At 36.7% G+C, this 21,256-nt stretch carries 18 protein-coding genes and 2 pseudogenes; 11 read left to right on the top strand and 9 right to left on the bottom strand.

The genetic code is table 11. The annotated features are described in order from the left end of the window. Window positions 1-79 precede the first annotated feature (79 nt). The gene (locus tag NSQ08_RS24725; RefSeq protein ID WP_002016167.1) at window positions 80-1,297 is read right to left on the bottom strand and encodes a dicarboxylate/amino acid:cation symporter; all 1,218 of its coding nucleotides are present in this window, start codon (window positions 1,295-1,297) and stop codon (window positions 80-82) included. Between the two features lie 224 nt (window positions 1,298-1,521). On the opposite strand from NSQ08_RS24725, the gene NSQ08_RS24720 reads away from it, so the two are divergent. From NSQ08_RS24720 to NSQ08_RS24710, 3 genes are read left to right on the top strand one after another with little or no spacing between them, the layout of a single operon-like run. Continuing rightward, complete coding sequence (locus NSQ08_RS24720) at window positions 1,522-1,824, top strand: PTS sugar transporter subunit IIB (RefSeq protein WP_215590422.1); 303 nt, start codon at window positions 1,522-1,524, stop codon at window positions 1,822-1,824. 14 nt (window positions 1,825-1,838) lie between these two features. Continuing rightward, window positions 1,839-3,140, top strand: a complete 1,302-nt coding sequence (gene celB, locus NSQ08_RS24715) for a PTS cellobiose transporter subunit IIC (protein WP_340779441.1) — start codon at window positions 1,839-1,841, stop codon at window positions 3,138-3,140. Between the two features lie 9 nt (window positions 3,141-3,149). Next, entirely contained in the window at window positions 3,150-3,467 is a 318-nt protein-coding gene (locus NSQ08_RS24710; protein WP_002016162.1) for a PTS lactose/cellobiose transporter subunit IIA, read from the top strand. A 110-nt stretch (window positions 3,468-3,577) separates the two neighbouring features. Here the strand turns inward: NSQ08_RS24710 and speD are convergent, their stop codons facing one another. After that, complete coding sequence (speD, locus tag NSQ08_RS24705; protein WP_060749239.1) at window positions 3,578-3,949, bottom strand: adenosylmethionine decarboxylase; 372 nt, start codon at window positions 3,947-3,949, stop codon at window positions 3,578-3,580. 27 nt (window positions 3,950-3,976) lie between these two features. Further along, window positions 3,977-5,143, bottom strand: a complete 1,167-nt coding sequence (locus NSQ08_RS24700; RefSeq protein WP_340779436.1) for a polyamine aminopropyltransferase — start codon at window positions 5,141-5,143, stop codon at window positions 3,977-3,979. A 424-nt stretch (window positions 5,144-5,567) separates the two neighbouring features. On the opposite strand from NSQ08_RS24700, the gene NSQ08_RS24695 reads away from it, so the two are divergent. From NSQ08_RS24695 to chbG, 5 genes are all read left to right on the top strand, one after another. Further along, complete coding sequence (locus tag NSQ08_RS24695) at window positions 5,568-5,870, top strand: PTS sugar transporter subunit IIB (protein ID WP_002089627.1); 303 nt, start codon at window positions 5,568-5,570, stop codon at window positions 5,868-5,870. Window positions 5,871-5,886: 16 nt separating this feature from the next. After that, window positions 5,887-7,194, top strand: a complete 1,308-nt coding sequence (gene celB / locus NSQ08_RS24690; protein ID WP_240380789.1) for a PTS cellobiose transporter subunit IIC — start codon at window positions 5,887-5,889, stop codon at window positions 7,192-7,194. 183 nt (window positions 7,195-7,377) lie between these two features. Continuing rightward, window positions 7,378-7,701, top strand: coding sequence for a PTS lactose/cellobiose transporter subunit IIA (locus NSQ08_RS24685; RefSeq protein ID WP_000989054.1), 324 nt, complete (start codon window positions 7,378-7,380; stop codon window positions 7,699-7,701). A 3-nt stretch (window positions 7,702-7,704) separates the two neighbouring features. After that, on the top strand, window positions 7,705-9,030 hold the full coding sequence (gene celF / locus NSQ08_RS24680) for a 6-phospho-beta-glucosidase (RefSeq protein ID WP_002143764.1): 1,326 nt from the start codon (window positions 7,705-7,707) through the stop codon (window positions 9,028-9,030). Between the two features lie 51 nt (window positions 9,031-9,081). Then, window positions 9,082-9,786 (top strand): chitin disaccharide deacetylase, encoded by a 705-nt coding sequence (chbG, locus tag NSQ08_RS24675; RefSeq protein WP_137075954.1) that lies wholly within the window; start codon window positions 9,082-9,084, stop codon window positions 9,784-9,786. Between the two features lie 40 nt (window positions 9,787-9,826). Here chbG and NSQ08_RS24670 read toward each other — a convergent pair whose 3' ends face one another. From NSQ08_RS24670 to NSQ08_RS24660, 3 genes and pseudogenes are all read right to left on the bottom strand, one after another. Then, on the bottom strand, window positions 9,827-11,008 hold the full coding sequence (locus NSQ08_RS24670; RefSeq protein ID WP_240380782.1) for a chromate transporter: 1,182 nt from the start codon (window positions 11,006-11,008) through the stop codon (window positions 9,827-9,829). 155 nt (window positions 11,009-11,163) lie between these two features. Continuing rightward, window positions 11,164-12,321 carry an RNA-guided endonuclease InsQ/TnpB family protein gene (locus NSQ08_RS24665; RefSeq protein ID WP_373695842.1) on the bottom strand — a complete coding sequence of 386 codons (1,158 nt, stop codon included), beginning with the start codon at window positions 12,319-12,321 and terminating at the stop codon, window positions 11,164-11,166. After that, window positions 12,318-12,443, bottom strand: a pseudogene (locus NSQ08_RS24660) (IS607 family transposase); the annotation flags it as partial. The gene NSQ08_RS24665 and the pseudogene NSQ08_RS24660, both read right to left, overlap by 4 nt. A 352-nt stretch (window positions 12,444-12,795) precedes the next feature. Between NSQ08_RS24660 and exsM the strand changes: the two are divergent. Continuing rightward, window positions 12,796-13,209: an exosporium regulatory protein ExsM gene (gene exsM, locus NSQ08_RS24655; RefSeq protein ID WP_002166452.1), complete on the top strand. Its 414-nt coding sequence runs from the start codon at window positions 12,796-12,798 to the stop codon at window positions 13,207-13,209. A gap of 73 nt (window positions 13,210-13,282) precedes the next feature. Here the strand turns inward: exsM and NSQ08_RS24650 are convergent, their stop codons facing one another. The 3 genes from NSQ08_RS24650 to NSQ08_RS24640 all read right to left on the bottom strand — a co-directional run bounded on the left by NSQ08_RS24650 (window position 13,283) and on the right by NSQ08_RS24640 (window position 18,237). After that, a complete protein-coding gene (locus NSQ08_RS24650) occupies window positions 13,283-15,961 on the bottom strand; it encodes a PRD domain-containing protein (protein WP_340779426.1) in 2,679 nt (892 codons plus the stop codon). A 256-nt stretch (window positions 15,962-16,217) separates the two neighbouring features. Continuing rightward, window positions 16,218-16,955, bottom strand: a complete 738-nt coding sequence (locus NSQ08_RS24645) for a polysaccharide deacetylase family protein (RefSeq protein WP_340779424.1) — start codon at window positions 16,953-16,955, stop codon at window positions 16,218-16,220. A gap of 208 nt (window positions 16,956-17,163) precedes the next feature. After that, complete coding sequence (locus NSQ08_RS24640) at window positions 17,164-18,237, bottom strand: glycosyltransferase family 4 protein (protein ID WP_012261991.1); 1,074 nt, start codon at window positions 18,235-18,237, stop codon at window positions 17,164-17,166. 450 nt (window positions 18,238-18,687) lie between these two features. Here NSQ08_RS24640 and NSQ08_RS24635 point away from each other — a divergent pair. Together NSQ08_RS24635 and wecB are read left to right on the top strand one after the other, a co-directional pair. Further along, a pseudogene (locus tag NSQ08_RS24635) lies at window positions 18,688-20,053 on the top strand (UDP-glucose dehydrogenase family protein). Window positions 20,054-20,128: 75 nt separating this feature from the next. Then, entirely contained in the window at window positions 20,129-21,244 is a 1,116-nt protein-coding gene (gene wecB / locus NSQ08_RS24630; protein ID WP_002034751.1) for a non-hydrolyzing UDP-N-acetylglucosamine 2-epimerase, read from the top strand. Window positions 21,245-21,256: the final 12 nt, after the last annotated feature.

Here is a 21,256-nt window from a genome sequence, read left to right as displayed (position 1 = left end):
CACAACTTCAAATATATCGATTCACTGACAAATGACAACAAAAAGAGGATGCTCAAAACGAGCATCCTCTTTCTATATATTAAGCAAATTTATTTTTGATCCAGTTTTTACCTTCTACAAGGCGAGCTGTCATTACGGCACAAGCGTTATCTCCTGTTACGTTTAACACTGTTGCAGGAGGATCGATGATTGTACTAATTGCTGCGATAATTGGCAATGCTTCTGGTGGGAATCCGTATAGAGAAACGATTAACATTTCACCAATCATACCCCCGCCCGGAATAGCACCCATTACTGTTCCTACTAATAGAGAAACAACAAGTGCAATTGCTAATGTTTTCGGTCCTTCGAATTCCATGTTGAAAATACCGAATAAGAAAGCAATTTTCAATACCCCGCCTAAAACAGATCCGTCTTTATGAAGTGTAGATCCAAGAAGGACAACTGTTTCACGAACGTCAGAAGAAATACCCATTTTCTTCGTTGCTTCTAAGTTCGCTGGAATACTTGCGGCACTACTACAAGTTGCAAGTGATGTAACTGTAGGAGAGACCATGTTCTTCCAAAATACTTGTACACCTTGTTTGCGACCTGCAAGGTACGCATAGAATGTAAAGAATACAAAAAAGTAAATAAGAGAAGCTGGATAGTATACCATTGCTGCTCGGAAGTAAGTTCCAAGAAGTTGTGGTCCGAATTCACCAACTAATGCTGCGAAGTAGGCAGCTAGTCCGATTGGAGCGTAGTACATAATGAAAGATACGACTTTCATTGAAATTTCTGCACCAGCTTGTAGGAATGTAGCGAATGGTTTCCCTTTTTCACCAACTGCTGAAGTTGCAACCCCCATTAAGATAGAGAAGAAAATAAGAGCTAGCATGTTCTCGCGAGATAGTAACTTTGAAAAGTCTGATACTGTTATGATACCAACAATTTGATCAGCAACACTAACTGCTTTTTCAGCTTTATCAGGCTGCGTTAGTTCTAATACAACACCTTGTGCTGGCGGGAATACTTTCACGATAATAATCATAAAAATAGCAGCTAAAATACTTGTAAATAAGAAAGTTCCAGCCATACTAGACATAATTTTACCGAAACGTTTTAATCCATCCATATTAGCAATAGATGACGCGATGCTAAAGAACACTAACGGTACAACAATCGTAAACATTAAGTTTAAGAAAATGTCACCAAGCGGCTTTAAAGCAACTGCATCGGCACCCATGAAATAACCAATGAAACCACCAATTAGGATAGAAGATAATAAAATAAGCGGAAAGCGATATGCCTTCATAAATATATCCTCCTATCGATTATAAAAAATCATACTGAATCATTATAGCGAGTTAGAGACTTCTTTACTAGGAAAATACGGATAGATGGAATAGCGTGAAAACCGAGAAATTTTTGTTTTTAAGCTCGGCATACAGTTAGAAATCTAGACATATATATTTGTAACCTAGTGGTGGCAAGGGCTACACCATAACTTAGGTTTGGAAAAAAGGGGAGGGGAGCGAGATGAATATTTTACTTTGCTGTGCAGCGGGAATGTCTTCCAGTTTGATTGTTACAAAAATGGAGAAAGCAGCAGAGGCAAAAGGGATAGAGGTAAAGATTTGGGCGGTATCAGGTTCAGAAGTGCGAAATCATATTGATACTGCGGATGTGCTTTTGCTTGGACCGCAAGTACGTTATTTATTACCGAAAATGAAAGAATTATGTAAGGAGAAGGGAATACCTGTTGATGTCATTCAATCCGTCCATTACGGACTTTGTAATGGAGAAGCTATCTTGCAAGCAGCTTTGTTAATGAAACCATGAGGAGTGTGGGATAGATGATAGGGTTTTTAGAGAAATATGTGATGCCAGTGGCAGGAAAGGTTGCAGAACAGAGACATTTGCAAGCGATTCGTGATGGAATTGTTTTAACGATGCCTTTCTTAATTATTGGATCATTTTTCCTTATTATTAGTGCATTACCAATACCAGGATATAATGATTTTATGGCAGGAATCTTCGGAAAGAATTGGAATGTAGCATTAGGGTACCCAGTGGGGGCTACTTTTAATATAATGTCTTTAATAGCTGTTTTTGGAATCGCTTACAGATTAGGAGAACAATATAAAGTAGATGCTTTAGCGGCAGGTGCATTGTCACTTGTAGCATTTTTGCTTGCAACACCATTCCAAGTTATGTATATGATACCAAATACGAAAGAAAGTATACTTGTAGATGGAGTTATACCAGCTGCGTTAATGGGAAGCCAAGGGTTGTTTGTAGCGATGATTATCGCAATTATATCTACTGAAATTTATCGATTTGTTGTACAGAAAAAGATGATTATAAAGATGCCAGAGACAGTTCCGCCAGCAGTAACGCGTTCATTTGCTGCGCTTATTCCAGGCTTTATTGTTGTGACGGTTGTTTGGATCATTAGATTAATTTTTGAACATACGACTTTCGGTAGCATCCATAATGTTATAGGAAAGCTTTTACAGGAGCCTCTTAGTGTACTTGGGGCTAGCATTTGGGGTGCGATAATCGCAGTTATCATTGTCCATGTACTTTGGGCGTGCGGAATTCATGGAGCTGCAATTGTTGGTGGTGTAATGAGTCCGATTTGGTTGTCATTAATGGATCAAAATCGAATTGCATTTCAGGCTGGGCAAGACGTACCGAATACGATTACTGCACAGTTCTTTGATTTATGGATTTATATGGGCGGTTCTGGTGCAACACTTGCTTTAGTTGTAGGAATGTTATTATTTGCGCGAAGTCAGCAATTGAAAAGTTTAGGGCGATTATCGATTGCACCAGGTATTTTTAATATTAATGAAATGGTGACTTTCGGTATGCCGATAGTAATGAACCCGCTTTTACTTATTCCATTTATACTTGTACCAGTTGTTTTAACGATTGTTTCTTATTTTGCAATGGAATGGGGATGGGTTGCACGTCCGAGCGGAGCTGCTGTACCTTGGACTACACCTATTCTTTTTAGTGGATATTTAGGATCAGGCGGGAAAATTTCAGGGGTTATTTTACAGCTCATTAACTTTGCACTTGCATTTCTTATTTATTTTCCATTCTTAAAAATATGGGATAAACAAAAAGTAGCGGAAGAAAAGGGGGAGTAAAGAACTAAAATGGATACGATAGAGACGAAAGCTTTTCACTTAATTTTGCATGGTGGTAATGCGAGAAGCTGCTCAATGGAAGCAATTGATTGCGCAAAGCGCGGTGAATTTCAGGAAGCAGAAGCGAAACTACAAGAAGCTTTAAATGAATTGCAAGAGGCGCATCGCTTACAAACAGAGCTCATACAGAAAGAGGCTGCCGGGGAAAAAACCGAAGTTACCCTTTTGATGGTGCATGCACAAGATCATTTAATGAACGCAATTACGGTGAAGGAATTGGCGAGTGAGTTTGTAGAATTATATAGGAAGATGTCGGTGGATGAATGAACCTTGCTTAGGCAAGGTTTTTTTATGTATGTGTCCGTACCATCAGTGGAGTGTTTGTTCCACTGATGGTATTTACAATCCTCCTTTTTACGGATGGGTAAGAGTGATAATTAATCGGCAGTAATAATCTCTCCTGTACCACGAATTAGTTTTTTTATATGCATCTCATTTGGTCTTAATATACTTACGATATAATTAATCGCTATTTGCGGTTCAACGGTCGTACCGCACGTATAACAGTCGATGGCTGCAAAGTTTTTTTCTGGATAAGTGTGAATTGAAAGGTGGCTTTCGGATAGTAAAACTAAAACAGTAACGCCATGCGGATCGAATTCTTTTGTACTTACGTTTAAAATATGGGCACCAGAGCAATCTGCAGCGTTAACTAAATGATATTCTAAAAAGTGAACATCATCTAATAGGGAAAAGTCGACTCCCCATAAATCTACTATTATATGCTTACCAAAAGTAGAATATTCCATAGGGTAGCACTCCTTACTATAATATTGTCAAAACTCCATTTCCTTTTTGTAACATTGATGTAGGATAAGATTCGATTCTGAGTTTAAAAGAGCGAGATTACGTTGTTCTAAATGTTCTTCTTTAAATTGAAACAAAGGAGAAAGAAGAGAAGGTAATGTTCGAGGAGTTGGTATTACATATAATTGCTCAATTTGATCGAGTACATAGGCAGAATTAGCAGCAATATGAAATCCCCAGTCAGTTCCGAAAGAAGGAACGATTGTATGATAACTTTTCACAGTTAATCCAGCATGTTCAATAGTGTTACCGATGCTCCAATATACTAGAGGTGCATCAGCAGGTGAATTAGATTGGCAGACGAACGCACCATCTTCTGTTAAAAACGTAGCTATACGAGCAAAAAGTTCGCTTGTATATAAAGTACTTAATAACTCTGTCGCTGGATCAGGAAAATCAATAATGATTACATCGTATAAAGATGAAGGTGAATTTAGAAATTCTTTTGCATCGCATACGTGCACGTTCACGCGATTATCAAAAAAAGCGTTTTTGTTTAAAGATACTATTTCTGGAACATTACGTGCCATATTAATCATTGCCTCGTCTAAATCAACAAGGTCTACGTGTAGCACAGTTTCATATTTCAAAACTTCTCGTAAGGCAAGACCATCGCCACCACCTAATATGAGAACACGTTTTGGATCAATTACTTTTGCCATAATCGGATGTACAAGCGCTTCATGATAAATTTGCTCATCAACGGAGCTGAATTGTAGTTGCTTGTCCAAGTATAAGCGAACATCGTTTACTTGGACTAAATTAATATTTTGATAATTACTCTTTTCTTCAAATAAATTCGTATGTTCACCAGCTTGTATTTCCTTTAGAGAAATTTCATCCCACAAATCTAAGTTACGTGAATTTGTTTCTATTGTAGGTTCCAGTGGTGTTGATTTGTTTTTTTCGTCTTGTTTATCTTGTTTGCCGTGTTTATCTTGTTTGTCTTGTTTGTCTTGTTTGTCTTGTTTGCCGTGTTTGCCGTGTTTGTCCTGTTTATCTTGCTTGTCCTGCTTATCTTCAGTTTCTTGCGTGTCTAGCTCAAATTTGTCAGAGTCTAATTCAGAAGGCTTGTCTTTTTTAAAGCTCGTTATTCTATAAATCTTCATTCTATTCTTTTTTCTATGCTTTGGCATTGGAATCCCCTTTCAAAATACTTTATTTTATTCTATTCTATGTAATTTAATAGAGTTTGACTGGACAATAACTAGACGAGTGTCTTGAATAGGTATTTGTTTTGATTTGAGTTGAAATATTATATTTTTTGGTGCTATATTTTCACACTTTTAAAAAAATTAGTGTTTTTTGTTTTAAACACAACTAGACAACTAAACACTAATCTATTTTCATACAGTTATGTGTTAAAAGTGAGGTGTTTTATAACACACTGTGTGTTTTTTTGGGGACACACTGATTGAAAGCGGTAACACACAAAGAAATCACTCGAAAAAACGCTGATTTTAGGCGTTTTGAAAAGTTGGCACGGTAATTGCATTAATAAATAGCGTAAAGAAAAATAAAAAACATAAATTTTTTATACCACACAAGGGGGATTTATAAATGAATATTTTATTATGTTGTTCAGCAGGGATGTCTACAAGTTTACTAGTTACAAAAATGGAAGCGGCTGCAAAAGCTCGTGGTCTAGAAGGTAAGATTTGGGCTGTATCTGGGGATGCAGTAAAAAACAATATCGATCAAGCAGACGTACTATTATTAGGACCACAAGTTCGTTACATGCTTTCTACAATGAAAACGCTTGCCGATGAGAAAAATGTTGGAGTCGATGTTATTAACTCAATGCACTACGGCATGATGAATGGAGAAGCAGTTTTAGATCACGCATTAACACTAAAAAAATAATTAGGGGGGAAGCGAAATGCAAAAGTTTATTGCATTTATGGAGAAGTATTTAGTTCCAGTCGCAGGAAGAATCGGATCGCAGCGTCATTTAGTTGCAATCCGTGATGGTTTTATCGCAGTTATGCCTCTTATTTTAGTTGGATCGTTTGCAATACTTATAAATAACTTGCCAATTGATGCATTCCAAAAATTTATGAAGGGTGCATTCGGGGACGTTTGGAAAGATATCGGCGGTGGTATGTGGGCAGGTTCCTTCGCTATACTCGCCCTCATAGTCGCGGTAGGGATAAGTTATAATTTAGCGAAATCTTACGGTGTAGACGCGTTGTCAGCAGCAATCATTACATTCGGTGCATTAATTATTATTTCTCCGACAACGCCAAAAGAAGGCGGTATTGATTTAGCTTGGACAGGATCACAAGGTTTATTCGTTTCCATAATTGTCGCCCTTCTTGTAACGGAAGTATTTCGATTCTTTGTTCAAAGAGATATTACAATTAAAATGCCAGATGGTGTTCCACCAGCAGTAATGAAGTCATTTGCAGCGTTAGTACCAGCATTCGTTATTTTAATTGTAACAGCAAGTATTCAATTAGTGGTGAAATTAGCAGGTACAAGTATTCATAAAATGGTATTTGAAACAATTCAAGTACCATTACAAGGTTTAGCAGGTACATTACCAAGTGCAATTATTGTTGCTTTACTTATTCATGTATTATGGTTCTTCGGATTACATGGTCCTAATATTATCGGTGGCATTATTGATCCAATCTATTTACCAGCATTAGAAAAAAACATGAAACTATTTGATGGTGGTATGTCTGCGTATGATGTACCGAACATTTTCACAAAACCATTCTTTGATGTATATGTATACATCGGTGGATCAGGTGCGACATTAGCATTCCTAGTAGCAGTAATGCTTGTTGCGAAAAGTGCACAGCTTCGTGGTGTAGGCCGTGTATCTATCGGTCCTGGTTTCTTCAATATTAACGAGCCAGTTATTTTCGGTACACCAATTGTATTAAACCCAGCGTTAATCATTCCATTCGTACTTACACCAGTTGTATTAGTTATTACTTCTTATACAGCAATTTCCTTAGGATGGGTACCAAAAACAGTTGCTTTAGTTCCGTGGACAATGCCACCAATCTTTAGTGGTTATCTTGTAGCGGGCGGAAGCATCGCTGGTGCTGCATTGCAGCTAGTAAACTTTGCAATCGCGGTAGTAATTTACTATCCATTCGTATTAATGTGTGACCGTACGTACGTACAAGCTGCAAAAGCTGAAACAAAAGGAAATGACAATTCAGTATCACTTTAAAAAGTATTGTTCTGACGAGTTTTTATAGCTCGTCAGAACAACTAACTTTTATATCATGTTCAAAAAGATGAGACCCATCTACAAGAACACCAAACTATCATTCATAAAATAATAATTTAATAGCAATGTTCAAACTGAAGGGGTATTTAAATCGGTTGAACCATAATAGAGAGGGCGGTAATTATGATGACTACAGCAGAACAAATTCCATTCCAATTGATTTTAAATAGTGGTAATGCACGAAGCTTTGCAATGGAGGCACTTCAATTTGCCAAACAGGGGAAAATGGCAGAAGCTGATGAAGCGATGGTAAAGGCGAAAGAAGCGATTAATGAAGCGCATCATTTCCAAACAGAGCTCATACAATCAGAAGCAAGAGGGGAAAAAACAGAGATTAGTGTTCTTTTAATTCATGCGCAAGATCATTTAATGAATTCTATTACAGTAAAAGAATTAGCGGCAGAATTTATTGACCTTTATAAAAAGCTAGAAGCGAAAGGGGAATAAAGCATGACTGGAATTAAAATTGCTACAATCGGCGGTGGCTCTAGTTATACACCAGAGTTAATTGAAGGATTTATTAAACGTTATGACGAGCTTCCTGTTCGTGAAATTTGGTTAGTAGATATTGAGGCAGGAAAAGAGAAGTTAGAAATCGTTGGTGACTTAGCGAAACGTATGGTGAAAAAATCAGGTTTACCAATTGATATTCATTTAACACTTGATCGCCGTGAGGCATTAAAAGGTGCTGACTTCGTAACAACGCAGCTTCGCGTTGGTTTGTTAGAAGCACGTGCAAAAGATGAAGCAATTCCATTAAAATATGATGTAATTGGTCAGGAAACGAATGGTCCTGGTGGTTTGTTCAAAGCGCTGAGAACGATTCCTGTTATTTTAGATATTTGTAAGGACATGGAGGAACTTTGTCCGAATGCATGGTTAATTAACTTTGCGAATCCGGCTGGTATGGTAACAGAAGCTGTCCTTCGCTACACGAACATTCAACGAGTAGTTGGTCTATGTAACGTTCCAATCGGAATTCGTATGGGTCTTGCAAGATTACTTGAAGTAGATGCAAGCCGGGTACACGTTGATTTCGCTGGTTTAAATCATATGGTATACGGATTAGATGTATACTTGGATGGCGTAAGCGTAATGGATCGTGTGTTAGAGCTTGTAACAGATCCAGAAAAGCAAATTACGATGGAAAACATTGCTGCGCTTAACTGGGAGCCAGACTTTATTCGCGGTCTTCGTGCAATTCCGTGTCCATATCATCGTTACTACTATAAAACACGTGAAATGTTGGAAGAAGAGAAAGCAGCTTCGATTGAAAAAGGTACACGTGCAGAAGTAGTAAAACAATTAGAAGATGATTTATTCGAGCTATATAAAGACCCAAATTTAGATATTAAGCCACCACAATTAGAAAAGCGCGGTGGAGCTTATTATAGTGACGCAGCATGTAGCTTAATTACGTCTATTTACAATAATAAAGGTGATATCCAGCCTGTTAATACACGAAACAACGGAACAATTGCAAGCTTGCCACATGATTCGGCTGTTGAAGTGAACTGTATTATTACGAAAGAAGGTCCAAAACCAATTGCGGTCGGAGATCTTCCAGTACCAGTTCGCGGTTTAGTACAGCAAATTAAATCATTTGAGCGCACAACAATTGAAGCTGCTGTTACAGGGGATTATCATAAAGCGCTGCTTGCTATGACAATTAACCCACTTGTACCATCAGATAAAATTGCAAAACAAATTTTAGATGAAATGTTGGAAGCACATAAAGAACATCTTCCACAATTCTTTAAGAAGATAGAGAAATAAAAAGCGGCGCTGTTTAGCCCGCTTTTTTTAATTCTAGTAGGAGGTATTGCGATGATTAAACTAATTGTAAATGCAGATGATTTCGGTCTTACGGAAGGTACAAATTACGGAATTATTGATGGACATAAAAACGGGATTGTAAATTCAACGACGATGATGATGAATATGCCAGGGACAGAGCATGCCGTACGCTTAGCGAAAGAGTATAAAACGTTAGGGATAGGAGTTCATCTCGTATTAACGGCAGGAGAACCGCTTCTTAAAGACGTTCCATCACTTGTAAGTAGCGATGGATTGTTTCATAAACAAAGTGTTGTATGGGAAGGAAATATAAATCCAGAAGAGGTAGAAAAAGAATGGACTGCTCAAATTGAGAAGTTTTTATCTTACGGATTAACACCAACTCATTTAGATAGTCATCATCACGTGCATGGATTACCGCTTTTAAACGACGTTCTTGAGAGATTAGCAAGTAAATATAATGTTCCAATTCGTCGTTGTGAAGAAGAGCGAGCGGTGCGCCCATTTTCAGATGTGTTTTACAGTGACTTTTACGCTGACGGTGTGACGGAAGATTACTTTGTGAAGTTAAAAGAAAGAGTGCAGGACGAGCAAACGTTAGAAATTATGGTGCATCCAGCTTATATTGACCCAGAGCTTGTGAAACGTTCTTCTTACGTAATGGATCGCGTGAAAGAGTTGCGTATTTTAACGGAGAGTGAGCTTCCTGAGGGAATGGAGCTTGTGAAGTTTTAATAGGAAAACGACGGCTAAATGGGGCCGTCGTTTTTTGTGCTTACAAAATGGATAGAACATATCCACCGAAGGCCCCGATTATAACGATAACCCAAGGTGGTGTTTTCCAAAAAGCGAGTAAGCAAAATAGAAGAGAAGCAAAAACGAAATCTACAGAATTCATAATTGTACTCGTCCAAATTGGATCATAAAAAGCTGCAAGTAAAATGCCGACAACGGCTGCGTTTACTCCAAGTAGTGCACCTTGTATGTAAGATACTCTCCTTACACTGTCCCAAAACGGTAAAACGCCAACAACGAGCAGGAAGGCAGGAAGAAAGATAGCGATCGTTGCAATAACTGCTCCGGCGGTTCCATTTAGCGCTGCTCCTATATAAGAAGCGAATGTAAATAGTGGCCCTGGCACTGCCTGTGTTAATCCGTATCCAGCAAGAAATTGTTCTTTTGTCATCATCCCGTTTTGTACAAACTCACTTTCAAGAAGAGGAAGTACGACATGCCCTCCGCCAAATACAAGTGCACCAGAGCGATAGAAGCTGTCAAATAAAGAGATGAAATAAGAGTACGGTCGTAACATCGGTAGCAGTATTAATAGCCCGAAGAATAAGACGAGACAAGATATGGCTACCATTTTTGAAATAGGTACGTTTATTTTATGAGCTTGGCTAACTGGCTGGCCACGATATAAAAACCAACCGATGAAACCAGATACTATAATGAGAATTACTTGTGTCCAGCTACTTGGCCATAATAGGGCGATTGCGGCAGTTGCAATTGCGATTGTTGCACGGTTTCGGTCTGGTGTTAACTTTTGAGCCATTCCCCATATTGCATGAGCGACAATTGCGACCGCTACAAGTTTCAGTCCGTGAATCCAGCCAGTACTTCCAAGCTCGAATTGGTTAAGAAATGAAGCGAAGAAAACTAAAACGAGCACAGATGGGAGAGTGAATCCGATCCATGAAATAATGGCTCCTAATAATCCGCCGCGTAATAAGCCAACTCCCATACCGACTTGGCTGCTAGCAGGGCCAGGAAGGAATTGACATAGCGCTACTAAGTCTCCGTAACTTCGTTCATCCATCCATTTTCTTTTTTGCACGTATTCATGATGAAAATAACCAAGATGGGCGACGGGACCACCAAATGAAGTAAGTCCTAATTTAAATGATACGAGAAAAATCTCTATTAATGATTGGAAAGAGTAGTTATTATTTTTCAAAATTTCCTGCTACTAAAGATATAGACAAATGTATATTCTTAGAGTATTCCTGCTTCTATGTGTCCTGTCTCGCCAATCATTCGCTACTACAGTTTGCTATAACACTCCACAGGCGTAAATTCCGATGTAGCCCACCGTACATATATACAATTTATTTACGTTAGTATTGTATATTTTTTTGCTTGTAAAAGGTTGATTGATGCGTTCAAATCTCTATCCATTACATTTCCACATTCACATGTATATACCCGGTCAGATAGCTTTAAGTATAATTTCTTTTGACCACAGCACGAACATAACTTTGACGATGGATAGAACCTGTCTACTTGACGTAGTTTGATTCCATATTCTTCACATTTCGTCAATAGCAATGTTTTAAATGTATAAAAACATTGCCCAGCAACTGCTTTAGATAGATGTTTATTCTTCATCATACCTCTCACATTCAAATCTTCCACTGTAATAAACGTTGGCTTGGTTTTCACCACATCATTTACAATAGACTTTACATACTCTAGTCGGATATTTGTTAGCCGAACATGTAGTTTTTGCACCCTAAGAATGTTTTTATCTATATTCGCTCTTTTGTTCGTAGCAGATGTTTCACCTCTCTTTTTTACATTTTCAAATTTACGCGATAAAGAGCGTTGCTCACGTTTTAACCGCTTTTCTATCCTTTTTACGCTTATTGTTTTGTTGATGTTTTCATGAACGATACCATCGCTACGTGTAGCGAAATCCTTCAACCCTAAATCAATACCTAAACCTGTTTCATTAAGTGTTGGTTTCGTTGCTCTTTCTTCCAATTCGCAAAGCACAGATACAAAATATCTCCCTGCCCTTTTACATATCGTTCCACTTTTTACAATCCCATTTTTCGGGATATAACCATACTCCTTTAATCTCACCCAACCAATCGTTGGGACTTTTACTCTATGTCTTTCTACTGCCCAGTCCGTTTTGTTGTTTTTAGGAAAATAGCACTTCACATCTTGATTCTTCTTTTTCTTATGACGGGGAAATCCAGATAAGCCCTTAAAAAATCTTTTAAAAGCCGTATCTCCATTCATAATTGCCTGTTTTATCGCTTTACTAGATACCTCTTTAATCCATTGATCACATTCTTTTGTATAGACATTGTTTAACCATTTAGAAAAGTCATATCCACTCAGAAACTTTCCCTCGGATTCATACCTCTCTTTGGTTTTAGAGATATACAGATTGTAAACATACCTACATACCCCAATCGTTTGATTGATCTTGGTTATTTGTTCATTTGTCGGTTTAATCTCTATCAAATAGGCTCTTCTCATAACTTTTTATCACCCACCATGTTCTTTTTGTATTTTCTCAATCCATATACCCTACAACTACATACATGAATGATAGATATCAAATCTTGAACAAGTTCTTCTTGTGGAGATAATTTTTTATTTACCTTTTGGGTTTTGGTAAGCATTTAAAACAACTTGGTTATCCCAACTTTGCAATGGTCTAATAGGTACGTTGAAAACTTCTGGAAATTCTTTTGGTTCATATTGTTACATAATTACATTTTAATACATATGTCTATAATCGTTCGCTTTTTCGATTACTGTATAATTCTCCTAGACTGTTTTTCTAAGTGCATTATACAAGAGGGAGTAAAGCAAAAGAAACGATTTTAATGTAAAGATTGTGTGAATCTTTTCTTCGTAATTAAAATTTGAAAAAGTCATAAATGATTATGTCTAAACCATAAAGTAGTAGAAGTAGTGCTGGGAAATTTATATGAGGAGAATGCCCGTATGACAACACATTTCTTTGCTAGGTTAACAGGGAAGAGGGAAGTACCTCCTGTAAATACAGAAGCTTACGGTGTAACAGAGCTCATTTTTAGTGAAGATTTAAAGAAGTTGCAATATCGGGTCATATTAAAAAATATAAAAAAAATCACGTCATGCCAAATTCATTTAGGAAAAGCGAATCAAATTGGTCCAGTTATTTTAAGTTTATTTGGTCCGTTAGAGCAAGGAATTAGTGTGAATGAAGGAGTCGTTACTGGTGTAGCTAGAGTAGAGGATTTTGAAGGGCCTTTACAGGGGAGAGCATTTGACAGCTTGTTTCAAGAAATAATGCAAGCAAATGTATATGTAAATGTTAATACGAAATCTAATAAAAAGGGAGAAATAAGGGGGAGAATAAGGGAAGTAAAGAAGTAAGCGAAAAGGCTGTCCAAAAAACATTTTGGAACAGCCTTTTCTAATTATATAGAGTGCTACAATATCGCCTAGTTTAATTTTTTACAGGCTGATTTTTAATGAAGAAGTCCATTATATAAAATACTTCGTCATCTGGGATTTGTATTTCAAATGTATTTTCAATAGGTTGCAATGCTTTTTTCACTTTCATATACATCCAGTACTCATCTTGTCTTCGTTTCTCTTTATCAGGATGAGGGAGGAGACTTTCACCTTTTTGAAGACGGTCAACCATGCAGCTCATATGCAAAATCACACCCATTAAACTGTCGGGAGTTAGCTGTAAAGAAATCAATTCTTGAATTGTATTTAATGCATAACGAATTGTTTTAATAAGTAATGCTCCATCGTTACGCTGCATTTGTTGTTCAAGAATATCAGCCATTTTTGCATATGTTTCTTCATACGTAATCAATTCTTGAATTGGTTGAATAGCTGTGTAGTTCACAATGTCTTGGAAATGATATGTTAAGCAAGGTATTTGCATATCGAAATTCGTGACGATACAAATGATATTACGCTCTTTTTTTATGTTCTCGATCATTTTCGTTAAATCTTTTTCATGAACGATGCTAATCGGAATAATTTCAATTAAGTCTTTATCAAAGCGTAAATAGTTCTCTAACATTTTTTGAATTGCTAAAGCACTTCCTTCGCCGGTTAAACAAGCTGTTAAAATCACGGATTTCATTGGCGATAGTGGCTTTTTCTTTTCTTCCTGTACGTTTAAATAGAACGGCGTTAAGTTCTTCACTGTTTCGTATAGTGCATCTAATGAATAGCCAAGCTGAGCTTTTCGAGCTGCTTCTAGTGCGTGTGGTGTACTCGTCATGGAAAGAACACGTACAGGGATTTTGAATTCAGTTTCTAATATATCACCAATATAAGCGAGAGATCCCATATCAACAAGTAAAAGAAGCCCGTTTACATTTTGAAGTGTTTTCATATACACTTTAACACGCTCTAAGAAGTCTTTTGGTGATTCATGCAAGGGCATATCGATACCAGTTACTTCATCAATACCGAGAAGTTCGTTTGCAACGTTTGCCATTTCTGTTGCGATGCCATTACCGTGTGCTAATATTAATACTTTTACTTCTGTTTGTGAGGCAGGAATTGGATCAACAACGAAGAACATTGTTAAAAAGCCAGCTTCATCAATAGGTATTGTTATTTGTAATTCTTCTTCTAATAGCTGAATACATTGCATAGCTACGGAAAAAGCTTCTTTATATTTCGTACGAATTTGATTTAATTGTGGGTGGTGAATTTGTTTCCCGCCCTGTAAACGTTGTAGAGTTGTCTGTACATGTAAACTTAAAGCGAGAAATACTTTTTCATCGAAAGTTTTAGATAAATATTTTTCAGCTAGTTCCGCAATTTTTTCACATACGGAAACGATATTACGATCCACAATTTTAAAAACATTTTCATGACTTGTTTTTTTAGATATTTGGTTAAAGTATTGGACGAAAAAGCTTTGAATATCATTTTCTATTAGTAATTCTAATTCTTCCTCTTCAATGCCGCGTGCTTGAAGTTCTTCATATTTATAATCAATATAATCGTAAATAGAAGAGCGACTTCCTTCGGGTTTTATTGTATGTTTACTCCAACCTTCATCACCTGTAAATACAAATGTTTCATTTGGTATTTGATATAGATGACGGCTCTTTCTTTCAATAAATAATCCTTCTTTCATATACCAAGGTAAATCTGTACTTGAAACACAGACAGAATCACGTTTTTTTGTTACAAAATCAGAATAAGCCTTCGCACAGGCAATTTGTACGTCCGTTTTCAATTGACCGATGTTATTTGGACAATTGTAAAAGACGAAAGCACGCATTGTATTTGGACTAACATGAATCTCTTTCCTTAGACGAATTGCTTCATTTGTGAAAAATAGTTGCAGTAAAGCAAACCGTTCTTTATGTGTTCGCTCACGAAGTGGTGGAAGCGTAACGGTCATCGGAATACGTCTTGTAAATGTTTTTAATAAAAATGAATTTGGTTCTTCGGTTGTTGCATTAATAATCAACACTCGTGCCTTACGTTCATTTTCCGTTTCTCCAAGGCGGCGGTATACTCCGCGATCAATAAATGTGAAGAGCATCTCTTGTCCTTCTGGAGGAAGGCGATGTACTTCATCTAAGAAGAGGATTCCTTCATGTGCTTTTTCAATTAACCCTTTTTGATCACTGGCACCTGTGTAAGCTCCTTTTTTTATCCCAAATAACTGTCCAAGTAGTAGTTGTGGATTGTTTGCATAATCAGCACAGTTAAAGACGATAAAAGGTGCATCTTTTGGAAGTTGTTCCACTTCAATTGCGTATTCGTGCATTAAAGAAGCGAACATCGATTTTCCGACACCTGTTTCTCCAAGTAGTAAAGTATGCATACCGTTTGGAGGATAGAGAATAGAAGCTTTTGCTTTTTCAATTGCAATTTTTAGGCTTGTATTTTCAATAGCAAATGTATCTAATGAAGTGCCCTTTGTTGAATGCGTTTCCAATGAAGTGTTCGTTTCTATATAAAAACGGACAGGGCGTGTACTCGTTTTTAATAAACGATTATCTTTCACAAGCTTGTTTAAATCGCTACTAACATTTGCACGGTCTAGCTGTAGAAGTGTAGCGAGTTCTGATGCTGTTATACCTTCTGTATAATTCCCTTTTTGTATTGCGTTAAAAATGAGATCTATTCGTTTCATTTCTATTCACCTCGAAACTTCATCACTATTTAAAATTCTACACAAAAATGAGAAGTGTGGGAAGAGAAAAATAAAGTGAAACTTTAATCAGTGGGGTTTTTGTTCATTCCCACTGATTATTAGCCTTCACCAATCGGGCGTTTACGGGCAGTTGATCTCCCACCTAACTTCTTTGTTCCAGCTGAATTTTGAGGTGGGAGTCTTACTGCCCGTTAACGCGGGGTAAAACAGCTTTAGTACATAGGTACTAAAGCTGTTACAATCTTGTGTCTTTCCAAAAATTCACTTCAAGATGGGAAGATGGATTGTAGGGAAGTAGTTTATATCCTTGTGAGTGTAAATAATCAATTACTTTTGGGAGTATTTGCACTGTGACACTAGAATCATGCATTAAAATAACCTCTACTTGTTCATCGCTTTGATTTCGTACTCTTTCTAGTATTGCGGAAGGATCATCATAGCTTTTCCAGTCATATGTATCAATTGTCCAATCCCACATTTTATACTGGGCAGATACGAGTGCGTCACGGTAATTCTTTTTTAAGTAAGGCATGCTACCGTATGGGACCCGAACGAGATGTGTATTTAAATGTGTAACTTGCTGGACAATGTTTTGGGTTTGCTCCATTTCTGCAATTAAAACAGATGGATCGCCAGTATAAAGACGTTTTACATCATGCGACATACTATGGAGACCGATATAATGTCCATCTTTAATCAATCGCTCCATCGTTTTTTTATAATGTGGCACCTTTCCGCCAATAACGAAGAAAGTTGCTTTTCCGTTCTTCTCTTTTAAAATATTTAAAATTTGTGGTGTGTATTTATTTGGTCCGTCATCAAATGTTAAGTACGCAATTTTTGTTGTAGGAGAGGTAGTTTGAGTACTTTGGTAATCTTTTACTTGAATGTCTGTAGTTGCTTTTGTATTCGATGATGCGTACATAGTAATAGTTAAAAATAAAATTATACATTGAAGTAATCGCTTGATCATAACATTCACCCTCAGTTTGATAATCAAGATGTAAAAATGAAAATTTGATACTTTTTTCGTTATACGTATATCTTTCTCCAATAGAGGCACTCTCAAACAATCTATATTTTGGAAATGGGGAATAAGGATTAAAAAATAAAAAATAGCATCCTCTTATGAAAAGAGGATGCTATTTGAATATTTCATAATAGTAAAGGCTATACTACAATTAGTCTTCGCGTTTTTTCACTTTTTTATAGAAGGAAATAATTGGTTTGTAACGTTCGTGTACAAGACCGATTACTTCAGCAATGATTTCTGTAAAGAAGATTAAAATGAAAAGAAGAATAATGGATAACCATAATGTTGCACTACTGAAAATAATTGCATTTACACTAAAGAAAATACCCAATGCGTAAATAATTAGTACCGTTTTACGATGAGAGAATCCCATTGCAAGCAAACGGTGATGTAAATGCGATTTATCAGGTGCTGAAATAGGCTTTTTATTTACGATACGGCGGATAATTGCAAATGTCGTATCAAATATAGGTACACCTAAAATAATGATTGGAACGATAAAACTGAATAACGTTACGCTTTTGTATAATCCAAGTAACGATATAACAGAAATACAGTATCCTAAAAATAGTGCTCCTGTATCTCCCATGAAAATTTTTGCTGGATGGAAGTTGTAGAATAAAAATCCAATTGTACTTGCTAATGTAATCAGTGCTAGAGGTAATATAATAGCTGCTCCAGTACCCCATGGGCTAGTGAAGGCCATATATGCTAGCGTTGCAAGTACGATAGATGAAATCCCTGCGGATAATCCATCTAATCCATCAATTAAGTTGATGGCATTTGTAATACCTACAATCCAAAATACAGTAATTGGATAAGCAAGCCATCCGAGTTCAGTATCTCCGAAAATTGGAATATATAATACTTGCACTAATAATCCACTTTTGACAATCATGATGGCAACTAATAGTTGTCCACCGAATTTTACCCTCGCAGATAGTTCGTACATATCATCTAAAATCCCGATGATAACAATGATGATAGCACCTAAAGTTATCGATAACATTCTTTGTTCGTACAATCCACCGACAACAAATCCTACGGCTACACCGATGAAAATTGCTAACCCGCCAAGACGAGGCATAATTTTTTGGTGTACTTTACGCGCATTTGGCTTGTCTGTTGCTCCTATTTTGAAAGCTAATTTAATAACTAAAGGAGTAACGACGAGTACAGTGATGAAAGATGCCAAAATGGCATAAATCACTTGTGAGTCCATTAATACCCCACCCTTTATAGTTTAACGTAATTTTTTCAATCTTATTTATCTGAAAATTATGATGTTTATTTACAGGCTCATAACATATGGTATCACAAAAAGATTAGAATTCAATCTTTTTTTCTTTTGGCTGTAAAGGGCAGTGAATAGAATATATGACAATTGGATATGGAATGTTGTGTCCTTAGAGAAGGTTGATCTCATATTGTGTCTTGTAATATGACATTGTACTCCCCTCTCATATAGCGATGACTTTTGTTTCAGTATTATAAGTGTTGCACGTAAAATGAGTAAGTTCCGTGTTAAATTGTGGGAATTTACATTTTGTATATATTGCATCATTTAACTTTACAAAATCTTAAAAAATAATAAAAAAACGATTCATATAATAAAGAAGTGAAAGAGTTTTCTCATTCTTAGTGTGAGAGGGGGAAGCGCAGGGGGAGTTCTATGTATTCGTATATTTTCTTATGTATATTCCTGTGCGAAAAGAAAATGAAAATTACGATAATAGGTACCGGATATGTTGGATTGATTACAGGAGTAGGATTGGCGAGATTGGGACATTCAGTCACATGTTTCGATATAAATAGTGGGAAAATTGAACGGATTAAACAAGGCGAGTTACCTATTTATGAATGTGGATTAAATGAATTAATAAATGAAGCATACGAGAATAATCATTTAACTTTTACAGCAAGTAAATCAACGGCATTTAATGATGTAGAGTTTATATTTATTGCAGTTGGAACGCCATCTTTATTAGATGGAACAGCAGATTTAACGTATATTCGTAGTGCTTGTGATGATATTGGAACATATGTGAATAACGATATTATTGTTGTTACGAAAAGTACGGTTCCTGTAGGGACAAATGATGTAATGAGAGAATGGATTGAGGGGAAACTACAAGGTAGACATGAATTATATATTGTATCGAATCCAGAGTTTTTAAGAGAAGGTTCTGGTATTTATGATTTTTTTCATGGTGATCGTATCGTAATTGGATCATGTAGTGAAGAAGCGGCAAGGAAAGTAGAGAATTTGTACAGCAAATTAAGCTTACAAACGTATATTACAGATATTCGAAGTGCTGAGATGATTAAATATGCATCTAATGCTTTTTTAGCTACGAAGATTAGTTTTATTAATGAAATTTCTAATATATGTGAGCAAGTGGGTGCAGATATAGTAGATGTAGCTACAGGGATGGGGATGGATAAGAGAATTGGTGCATCTTTTTTAAATGCAGGCATCGGATATGGAGGATCTTGTTTTCCAAAAGATACGAAAGCACTTGTGCAAATTGCAGGGAATGTTTCTCATGATTTTCGCTTGTTGAAAGCAGTCATTGAAGTGAATAATAAACAACAGTTGTTGTTAGTTGAAAAAGCGAAGAAAATTATAGGTATGAAGAAGAAGCGAATTGCGGTTCTTGGTGCAGCATTCAAACCGAATACTGACGATATTAGGGAAGCACCATCTCTTATTATGATAGAAGAATTAATTAATATGGGTGCGGATGTGGTTTTATATGACCCACAAGCTATTCAAAATGTAAGAAGTTTATTTGGAAATACGATACGCTGAGTGTATAGATGAATCGATTAGAGAGGCGCATGCAGTTTTTATCGTAACAGAATGGGAATCAATTCGAAATTATCCGCTAGAAAAGTATGCACAGCTTATGAGGGAACCTATTCTATTTGATGGGAGAAATTGTTATACTAATGAGGATGCCGAGAAGCATGGATTAGATTATTACTCAGTTGGGCGAAAAGACGTCTGTAATAGTAATGTTTCTCAGGCTCGTTAAAAAATGTATTTTCACATGCATATTTTTATATGCGATAATAGAAGTTTTAACTAGTGAAAGAAAAGAGGCAATGAAATGACTGAACGTTTAAAAGTAATGACAATTTTCGGGACACGACCAGAAGCAATTAAAATGGCCCCTCTTGTATTAGAGTTGCAAAAGCACCCAGAAAAGATTGAATCAATTGTGACTGTAACAGCACAACACCGTCAAATGTTAGATCAAGTATTAAATATCTTTGGAATTACGCCAGATTTCGATTTGAATATCATGAAAGATCGTCAAACGTTAATCGATATTACAACACGTGGTTTAGAAGGTTTAGATAAAGTAATGAAAGAAGCGAAGCCTGATATCGTACTTGTGCATGGTGATACAACGACGACATTTATTGCAAGCTTAGCTGCTTTCTATAATCAAATTCCAGTAGGACATGTTGAAGCAGGACTTCGTACATGGGATAAGTATTCTCCATATCCAGAAGAGATGAATCGCCAACTAACAGGTGTAATGGCGGATCTTCATTTCTCACCTACAACAAAATCAGCAACGAACTTACAAAAAGAAAATAAAGATGAGTCACGCATTTTCGTAACAGGAAATACAGCGATCGATGCACTGAAGACAACTGTAAAAGAAACTTATAGCCATTCGGTGTTAGAGAAACTTGGAAATGATCGTCTTGTACTTATGACAGCACACCGTCGTGAAAATTTAGGAGAACCAATGCGCAATATGTTCCGTGCAATTAAGCGTCTTGTTGATAAGCACGAAGATGTACAAGTTGTATACCCTGTTCATATGAATCCTGTTGTTCGCGAAATAGCGAATGATATTTTAGGCGAGCATAGCCGTATTCATTTAATTGAGCCGTTAGATGTAATTGATTTCCATAACGTTGCAGCTCGTTCATACTTAATGTTAACTGATTCTGGTGGTGTACAAGAGGAAGCACCATCACTAGGTGTGCCAGTCCTTGTCCTTCGTGATACGACGGAACGCCCAGAAGGTATCGAAGCAGGTACGCTGAAATTAGCAGGAACAGATGAAGAGACAATCTTTGGTCTTGCTGATGAGTTGTTATCTGATAAAGAAGCTCATGATAAGATGACGAAAGCATCTAACCCTTACGGCGATGGTCGTGCATCTGAGCGTATTGTAGAAGCGATTTTACAACACTTTAAGAAGTAACAACAATTGCGT

It is taken from the genome of Bacillus sp. FSL E2-8887 (genome assembly GCF_038007205.1).
GTDB classification, from domain to species: Bacteria; Bacillota; Bacilli; order Bacillales; family Bacillaceae_G; genus Bacillus_A; species Bacillus_A mycoides.
The sequence above is the reverse complement of the archived record's forward strand: the minus strand, read 5'-3'. Positions and strand labels throughout refer to the sequence as shown.